Origin of the sequence: Streptomyces sp. NPDC051963 (assembly GCF_044593495.1) — a bacterium.
In the GTDB taxonomy this organism is placed as follows: domain Bacteria; phylum Actinomycetota; class Actinomycetes; order Streptomycetales; family Streptomycetaceae; genus Streptomyces.
Map to the genome: position 1 here is coordinate 20559 of NZ_JBIUCC010000021.1, position 7716 is coordinate 28274.

A 7716-nucleotide genomic window follows, 5' to 3' on the forward strand; every position below is an offset into this window, starting at 1 on the left:
GCCACTCAGCGTACGCGACCACAACAAGTGGGACAGAACCCGAGAACGGACAGCAGATCTACACCACTTCCGGAGGCACCCCGCCGCACACAGAAAATCGAACTGTCCAGCAGACACGACAGCGGCCGGCACCATCCCGGCTTCCTGTGTCGGTAAGGAACATGTCACCAGCCGCAAAGTGGTCCGGGGACCGGAAAGCCGTCAGCGCTGAGGCGTGTGGGCGTCGTCGAGTTACTCGCGGACCTGAGCGTTCACTGTGGGATGCGCGTCACCGCTGTCCGCGCCCAGGCCCGCGAGCAGGCGCAGTCCGTCCTCGGCGGGGCTGCCGGGGGCCGCAGAGAGCACCAGCAGCTCCATGCCTGATTCATCCGGTAGCGCGAAGTTCTCCTGGTGCAGTTCCAGCAGTCCGATCAGCGGGTGCCTGTACGCCTTGCGTCCATGTGTGCGGGCGCGCACGTCTGCGCGGGCCCAGAGGCGGCGGAAGCGCTCGCTGCCCATCGCCAGCTCGCCGATGAGCGAGGCCAGGCGGGGGTCCTCGGGGTATTTTCCGGCGGCCAGGCGCAGGTGCCCTACCACGTCGAGGGTGCAGTTCTCCCAGTCCGCGTAAAGGCCGCGCTCGGCCTCCTCAAGGAAGATGTGCCGAGCGGTGTTCAGGCCCGGCATCGGCCGGCCGTAGAGGAGCCCGGCGAGGCGGTTCCCGGCGAGCACGTCCAGGCGGTGGTCCATGATGAGCGCGGGTGCGTCGGCGACCAGATCGAGAACGCGCAGCAGCTCCGGCCGGACCCGCCCGCCCGGCGCCTTCGCGCGGCGGCGGCGCTGCCGGGCGAGCCGGTAGAGGTGCCCGCGTTCGGTCTCGTCAAGGCCGAGGACGCGGGCGAGCGCGTCGAGGACCTGCTCGGAGGGCTGTGTCGCGCGACCCTGCTCCAGGCGTACGTAGTAGTCGACGCTGACTCCGGACAGGTGCGCGACCTCTTCGCGGCGCAGCCCTTCGACCCGGCGGCGGCTGTCGGTGGGGATGCCCACGGCAGCCGGGTCGACCCGGGAACGCCGGGTCCGCAGGAAGCCCGCAAGATCGTCCATGCCCCCAGTATGGCCTCGGGTGGTGCCCGTGAAGATGGTCCTGTCGGTACCAGGAAGTCCCGTCCAACGGAAGACGAGCCCCTGAACACCGGGCGCCGCGGCGCCCAGGATTGAAGGCACCCTGATCCGAAGGAGTTCCCATGAAGACGCTGATCGTCTACGCCCACCCGGAGCCGAAGTCGCTCAACAGCTCGCTGAAGGACCTCGCGGTGTCCACATTGGAGACCGCCGGGCACGAGGTACGGGTGAGCGATCTGTACGCGATGAACTGGAAGGCGGTCGTCGACGCCGCGGACTACGGCCCCGACGCCTCAAGTCCGCTGAAGGTCGCGGCGGACTCGGGCCGGGCCTTCGACGCCGGGACGCTCACCCCGGACGTCCTCGCCGAGCAGGAGAAGCTGCTGTGGGCCGACACGGTCATCTTCCAGTTCCCGCTGTGGTGGTACACGATGCCCGCGATCCTCAAAGGCTGGGTTGACCGGGTGTTCACCTACCACTTCGCGTACGGCGTCGGCGAGCACAGTGACACCAGGTACGGCGAGCGCTTCGGTGAAGGCACCCTCGCGGGCAGGACGGCTCTGCTGTCGGTGACCGCCGGCGGCCCGGAGCCGCATTACACCGCTCGCGGGATCAACGGCCCCATCGACGATCTGCTGTTCCCGATCCACCACGGCATCCTCTACTACCCGGGCATCGAGGTGCTGCCGCCGTTCGTGCTGTGCGGCACCGACCGAATGGCCGGCGAGGACTACCCGGACGTCGCCAAGGCCTGGGAGCAGCGCCTGCTCACCCTGGAGTCGACCGAGCCGATCGCCTTCCGGCGGCAGAACTTCGGCGACTACGAGATCCCCTCGCTGCATTTGAAGGAGGGACTGGAGTCCGCGGGCCGCACCGGTTTCGCGCTGCACGTGCGCGGCTAACCGCCCGCGATGAACTGGACGAACTGAGGCGCGAACTCAAGGAACAGCCCGAGGGCCGCGGCCAGCTACCTGCTCTCGGCCCTGGACACCCCCCGCTCCGCAACCCGAGCCGAAGCCGGCCCCGAGCCGCGCCCGACAGACCGCCACGGCCGTCACCGCAATCGGGCTGCGCCGCCCTGCCTGGGACGGTTCCGGCCTCGGGGAACATCGGTACAGCGGTTGTCGGTGAGGACGATCATGGTCCGGTGGGCGCGAGTGTGCTGACGCGGTTCTCGTACTCACGGCGGGCCTTGCGCTGGGCCGCGACCGCGGGGACGCCCTGGCCGCCGTCGAGCGGCTGGCAGCGGGCAAGGAGTTGGTGGTTGACCGCTGGCACAGCTGTGACGCGAAGGGTGTAGCCCTGATCGCGCCGTACGGTCACCCCCTGGTCGAGCGCGGCTTGCTCGGCGGGCTCCAGGTCGGCGCCCGCGCGGGGGAAGTCGGAGACCTTGCCCGGCATGTCGAGGGTGACTGGCAGCTCCGGTGCGAGGGCGTCCTCCTCGATGGCGGTGTGGTAGGGCAGGAGGTCGGCGACCGCCGTGCGGATCGCGCCGCGACTGACGCCGTGGACGCGCGAGAGGTCGGCGATGGAGCGACCTTCCAGGTACGTGGCGCGCACGGTGTCGGTCTTGTCGGCCGGGACGGCTGGGCAGCGCCCGCCCTTGCTGCCCTTGGCTTCGGCGGCGCGCAGTCCGCCGTAGGTCAGTTCGCGTTGGAGTTCGCCGGCGGCGGCGAGGGTCTGCACCATGAGCTTCACGGTGGACAGCAATTCTCCCGTGCGCGGATGGCGGGCGCCGACCTCCGCACGTTCAACCAGGCCGACCTGGACGCCATCGCTCACGAACTCAACCACCGTCCGCGCAAAACCCACGGCTACCGCACTCCGGCAGAGGTCTCCGCTGACCTCCTGAACAGCAGTGATGCGCTGACCGCTTGAGCTCGCCATCGTTTGCCGACAGGTGTCGCGGGTGAAGACGTCGCGGTCTTTGGCATCGCGTCAGTGTCGAAGTTCCGGATTCAGGTCAGGCCGGCGGGTCGGGGGTGTATCTGGCGAGCATCGTCTGGACGGCCTCTTCGACGGCGTTGTGGATGTCGGAGGTTGCGGGGTTCCAGCCGGTCAGCAGCATGCGGGGCCACAGGACGTAGTTGGCGATCATGCCGAGGAACTGGTTCGCGGCGCTTTCAGCGTCGGGCACATCGGCGTTGCCCGCCTCGTGCTCAGACTCCAAGTAGTGCTGGACGGAGGCGAAGTAGGGCAGTTTGCCGAGCTGGAACTGCATCCGTCCCAGCTCGGGGAAACGAGGCAGTTCGGCGATAACGATCCGGAACAGGCCTGTCATGCGGGGCTGGCCGATCAGGTCGGCGTAGCGGTGGCCGATGGCTGTCAGCCCGGAGCGCAGGTCTCCCGCCTGTGGCTGCGCGGCGGTATCGCCGGCGTCGCGCTGCCAGGACTCGGTGACGATGGCCTCGAAGAGGGCCGCCTTGGTGGGGAACTGCTTGAACAGGGTGGACTTCGAGACCCCGGCCGCTTCGGCGATCCGTGCGAGGGAGGTGCCGTCGTAGCCACGGTCCAAGAACAGTTCTGTGGCCGCGGAGGTGATCGCCTCGCGTTTCTGCTGGGCGAGCTTGCGGTGATGCGCGGTGAGTTCTGCTGCCATGCGGAGAGTATGCCGCAGCCCCGAGGCGAGTCACTTGACTCGCCTCGGGGGGCCCGCTTACGGTGCATCAGCAAGGCGAGTCGGGTGACTCGCATCTGATCTGCATCTGATCTTTGGCACCTGGGCGCATCCTGGTTGTCGCACGGTGGAGGAAGTTCATGACAATCGACAAGATCGCTTTGGTGACCGGTGCCAATCGCGGCCTCGGGCGCAGCGCGGCCATCGCCCTGGCGACACGCGGGGTGCGGGTCGTGGTCACCCACCGCGGCGATGTGGCCGGGGCTGAGCAGACGGCGGAACAGGTGCAGGCCGTGGGTGGGACTGCCGCTGTTCTCCGGCTCGACATCAGCGACGTCTCCTCCTTCGCGTCCTTCACCTCCGAACTGGGCGTGCAGCTGGAGCGCTGGGATACTTCGCGGCTCGACATCCTGGTCAACAACGCGGGAGTGGGAGTCTTCGGGCCGCTGGAGACTGTCACGATCGACGACTTCGACACGGTGATGGGCACCAACGTCCGGGGCACGTTCTTCCTCATCCAGTCGCTCGTGCCGCTGCTGGCCCAGGGCGGCCAGGTCATCAACGTCTCGACGTCGCTGACCCGCCACACCAGCCCCGCCACCTCGGCCTACTCCGCCTCGAAGGCCGCCGTCGAAGCTCTCAGCCGCACCCTCGCCGCAGAACTCGGACCTCGCGGCATCCGGGTCAACTCCATCGCCCCGGGGCCGACCGCCACCGACTTCAACGGCGGAGCGATGCGGGACGACGCCGGAATGCGCCAGGTTCTGGCCGGACAGACCGCGCTCGGCCGCGTCGGCGAACCTGAGGAGATCGGCGACGCCATCGCTACGCTGGCCTCCGAGGGACTGCGTTGGGTCACCGCCCAGCGCATCGAGGTCTCCGGCGGCGCCCTCCTGTGACGCCGGGCGACGGCCGGTAGGGAAGCAGGCAGTGACGGCCCCGACTCACTCCGAGCCGACCGACTCGTCTTCATTCTCGTCCAGCTCTGGCGCACCAGGGTCCCGAAGCGGGCGCAGGGCGCCGGCGGCCGGAACGCCGGCGGGAAGCTGTAGCGACCGAGCAGGTTCAGGTTGCGGCGCTTGAGCGGGGAAAGCCGGGCGATGTCTTCGTCCCGGATCTCGTGGCCCTCGGCTTGGAGCTGGGCGACGTCGCCGTCGATGTACTTCGTCGTCCAGAGCGCGATGGCGTTGAGGACCAGGCCGAGCGCGCCGAGCTGATCCTCCATGCCGTCGCGGTACGCCTGGTGGATGGTGCCGCGCTTGCCGTGGCACACGTCGCGGGCGAGCTTGTGGCGGGACTCCTGCACGGTGAGTTGCCGGTTCAGCTGACTAGAAGCACCCCCGGCGTCGAGCGCCCGCGACCGGGATCATGGGCGCGGAGAGCATGTCCGGGAGAGTCGCAGGTCGGACCGTGGGGTTTCCAGAAGCCCGGAACGATCAGCTGGCAATTGTGAACCCGCAGGTACAGAGGGGTGTGTTGGTCCCTTCGAAGGAGCCGCAACCATTGCGCTTCAGCCACTGCCATCACGACGTGTACAGGTGCTCATGATCTCGCCGTTGCTCCGGTGCCAAGGAAACTTTATCGTGTTAGCCGTCGCCGGCCCGTAGACACCGTCCCACAATTCGGACTGCTCGGGGAAGAGATAGATCATCTGAACCCAGTGGAGAGCCGCAGCAGTCCGGCTTCCAAAGTCACCGTCGACCACGATGTCCTCGCCGTAGCAGAACTTCAGTGCGGTCTGCAGCGCCACGACCCCGCTGTTCTTGTTCCCCTCCTTGAGGAGGCACTTCACGGTGGAGCTCGACTTAGGGATCATCATGTAATAGGAGTACGCCGCCACCGGCTTCATCTGAACCTGCCGAGTGCACTGCGGTGTCGCGGTGCTCGCCGCACCCGCCGGCGCCACCCCCGCTCCCGCCGTGAGCAATCCGGCGGACACGAACACTGCTGCGAACTTGAGTCTGAACTTCATTGGGTGTAGCTCCTTTCCCCTTCGAGGTCGTAGGGCGGCACCTGACGTGCCGCCGACTGGCGACATCAGAGTGCGGGGCGAGCGGCGAGGGCCGCCACGGTTGCCACGGAAGTGGCGTCCTCATGGGACGCCTCAGCCGCTGACCTGCGGGGACGCAGTCCGATGGGACCGAATGGCGGGACGGTGGGACGGGCGGTGGCCGACTTCCGTACGGGCCCGGGAACCCCGTTCGGGTGCATTCCGTGGATACTCGCGTCGACTCTGATGCGGAATGCGACGGGAAACAGGGGCCGCTTGCCAGGGCCACTGGGCACAGACCGCGAACGTGAGTAGGGGGACGATGCCGCGCTGGAAAGCGCTGCCCGCTGAACCGGATCCGAGCGTCCTGCAGTTGGTGGTGCGCTTGCGCCGACTGAAGGACCTCGGCGGCTGAACATGCGGCAGTTGGCGGCGAGGACCGGATACAGCCCGAAGTCGTGGGGGCGGTATCTGGCCGGCAGATACTCCAGCCGACGTGGAACGGGCTCACACGAACGGTGTGCGGGTGATCGTCGTGGCGTCAGGGCGCAGCGACGAAGCCGCACTGCGAGACGCTGGCGCGGAAGTCGTCCTGTCGGACCTGAGGGACACGGAGTTGCTGGTGAAGCTCGTTCGTGGCAGCGGCCAATAGGCGTCGTCAGCGCGTTGCGAGGGCAGTGCTACGGCCCTCATCCGCGGTGGATGCAGGGCGAGTCCCTGATGAGGCGGGGGCCGCGCGTGTCGCAACGTGCGGAAAGCCCCGGCCATCACCTGCCGGGGCTTTCCGCTATCCGAGATCACGTGCTCGTCGCCGACCGTTCCGGTTCCCCGGGCCGTATCAGCATTCGTACGCGAAGTCGGGCACGACGTCCTGAGTCCATGTGACCGTTCGCGTCCCCATCCCCGGGATGTACTTGCAGGTCGGATCCCATGACCAGTCGAGAGACACCGTGGCGCAGATCCCGCCCGCGCACTGGTTGTACCGGCCCCCATGAAGATGCATGGCCCTGAGATATACCAGCGGTGACGGACAAGCTGGCTCGGTGCCGCAGGAGATGGTGGGCCTGTGGGGCAGTGCCGTTTGAGGGGGCTTCGACCGTGGCGATCAGTTTCGTAAGGTCCGGCGGACGTCGGTCAGGTGACGGACCAGCGGCGTAGTTGGCGGGCGATCCGGGCTACTCCGAGCGCTCCAGATGCGGCGTCGCGTACGAGCGCGACGGCAGCCTTGGGCGGGTACTCGAGCCGGTGCGCGTTCAGGATCAGGTACGCCTCGGTAGCGTGCCAGGCGAAGGCCTCGCCTGAGTGCTCCAGGCACGGAAGTTTCGCCAGGGTCTGCAGTAGCGCGCCCGCTTTGAGGTGGAGGGACCCGTAAATGTCGTGCTCCATCGCTCGGGCATTGACCCGCGCGGCAGCCGCGTAGAGCGGCCCGTAGTCGTCGACCTGGGGATCACCCTCGAGCAGCTCGGCGGCGTGCAGCAAATACGTGACGTCGAGCGGGTGGAGTGGCTCCGGCTGGGTCACGCGGCGTGCCCTGGGTGCCCGAGCTCCCGCTGTGCTTCACGCTCGGCCGCCCGCTGCTCAGTGCTGGGATCCACGCTGCTGGGTTCGGCCGCGAAGGCCATGCCGCTGCGGGCCATGGACTCCTTGAAGCCCGCCAAAAATCGCTGTTCTACGGCGATCGCGCGATCGTAGGCGGCCGAGAGGATGTATTCCTGCATGCTGACTCCCGCCTCCTTCGCGGCAGCCGCGATAGCCGCCCGCTGCGCAGGGTCGGGGAAGCGTAGATTCATTGCCTTGGGCTCCGACATGGCACCCATGGTACCAGTGGTACCGGCTCTGGGTGGGGGGAACGACGGCTCGGCCGTGAGGCCGCGAAGGCGACCCCTCGCAGTCGAGAGTCGCGTATTCCTTGGCCAACGACCTCGTGCACGGTTGGCCGTGGCATGTCGAGGTGTGTGGTGTTGTCGGTGTTTACGCTCGACAGACATGTCCGAGGGTGGCGGTCTGCTGG

8 protein-coding genes and 1 pseudogene are annotated in these 7716 nt (G+C 67.8%); 2 read left to right on the top strand and 7 right to left on the bottom strand.

Annotation, left to right across the window (positions count from 1 at the left end; all coding sequences use genetic code 11):
* Positions 1-231 precede the first annotated feature (231 nt).
* Positions 232-1080: a helix-turn-helix transcriptional regulator gene (locus ACIHFB_RS45395; RefSeq protein ID WP_365288295.1), complete on the bottom strand. Its 849-nt coding sequence runs from the start codon at positions 1078-1080 to the stop codon at positions 232-234.
* Positions 1081-1220: 140 nt separating this feature from the next.
* Here ACIHFB_RS45395 and ACIHFB_RS45400 point away from each other — a divergent pair, with 140 nt between their 5' ends.
* A complete protein-coding gene (locus ACIHFB_RS45400) occupies positions 1221-2000 on the top strand; it encodes an NAD(P)H-dependent oxidoreductase (protein ID WP_400129939.1) in 780 nt (259 codons plus the stop codon).
* 235 nt (positions 2001-2235) lie between these two features.
* On the opposite strand, the gene ACIHFB_RS45405 is transcribed toward ACIHFB_RS45400, so the two are convergent.
* Positions 2236-2880, bottom strand: coding sequence for a hypothetical protein (locus ACIHFB_RS45405; RefSeq protein ID WP_400129940.1), 645 nt, complete (start codon positions 2878-2880; stop codon positions 2236-2238).
* Between the two features lie 181 nt (positions 2881-3061).
* Positions 3062-3697, bottom strand: coding sequence for a TetR/AcrR family transcriptional regulator (locus tag ACIHFB_RS45410; RefSeq protein ID WP_400129942.1), 636 nt, complete (start codon positions 3695-3697; stop codon positions 3062-3064).
* Between the two features lie 158 nt (positions 3698-3855).
* Here ACIHFB_RS45410 and ACIHFB_RS45415 point away from each other — a divergent pair, with 158 nt between their 5' ends.
* A complete protein-coding gene (locus ACIHFB_RS45415; RefSeq protein ID WP_365288303.1) occupies positions 3856-4614 on the top strand; it encodes an SDR family oxidoreductase in 759 nt (252 codons plus the stop codon).
* Positions 4615-4659: 45 nt separating this feature from the next.
* On the opposite strand, the pseudogene ACIHFB_RS45420 reads toward ACIHFB_RS45415, so the two are convergent.
* From ACIHFB_RS45420 to ACIHFB_RS45435, 4 genes and pseudogenes are all read right to left on the bottom strand, one after another.
* Positions 4660-5042, bottom strand: a pseudogene (locus ACIHFB_RS45420) (Tn3 family transposase); the annotation flags it as partial.
* Positions 5043-5225: 183 nt separating this feature from the next.
* Positions 5226-5687, bottom strand: coding sequence for a peptidoglycan-binding domain-containing protein (locus ACIHFB_RS45425; protein ID WP_365288305.1), 462 nt, complete (start codon positions 5685-5687; stop codon positions 5226-5228).
* Positions 5688-6839: 1152 nt separating this feature from the next.
* The gene (locus ACIHFB_RS45430; protein WP_400129943.1) at positions 6840-7226 is read right to left on the bottom strand and encodes a fic family toxin-antitoxin system, toxin component; all 387 of its coding nucleotides are present in this window, start codon (positions 7224-7226) and stop codon (positions 6840-6842) included.
* A complete protein-coding gene (locus ACIHFB_RS45435) occupies positions 7223-7522 on the bottom strand; it encodes a hypothetical protein (protein ID WP_400129944.1) in 300 nt (99 codons plus the stop codon). The genes ACIHFB_RS45430 and ACIHFB_RS45435 overlap by 4 nt, the downstream gene beginning before the upstream one ends.
* Positions 7523-7716 lie beyond the last annotated feature (194 nt).

Bases quoted from the DNA above. Each gene is read 5' to 3' on its own strand.
- ACIHFB_RS45395 (WP_365288295.1), bottom strand. From the start codon at position 1,080: ATGGACGATCTTGCGGGCTTCCTGCGGACCCGGCGTTCCCGGGTCGAC.
- ACIHFB_RS45400 (WP_400129939.1), top strand. From the start codon at position 1,221: ATGAAGACGCTGATCGTCTACGCCCACCCGGAGCCGAAGTCGCTCAAC.
- ACIHFB_RS45410 (WP_400129942.1), bottom strand. From the start codon at position 3,697: ATGGCAGCAGAACTCACCGCGCATCACCGCAAGCTCGCCCAGCAGAAA.
- ACIHFB_RS45415 (WP_365288303.1), top strand. From the start codon at position 3,856: ATGACAATCGACAAGATCGCTTTGGTGACCGGTGCCAATCGCGGCCTC.
- ACIHFB_RS45425 (WP_365288305.1), bottom strand. From the start codon at position 5,687: ATGAAGTTCAGACTCAAGTTCGCAGCAGTGTTCGTGTCCGCCGGATTG.
- ACIHFB_RS45435 (WP_400129944.1), bottom strand. From the start codon at position 7,522: ATGGGTGCCATGTCGGAGCCCAAGGCAATGAATCTACGCTTCCCCGAC.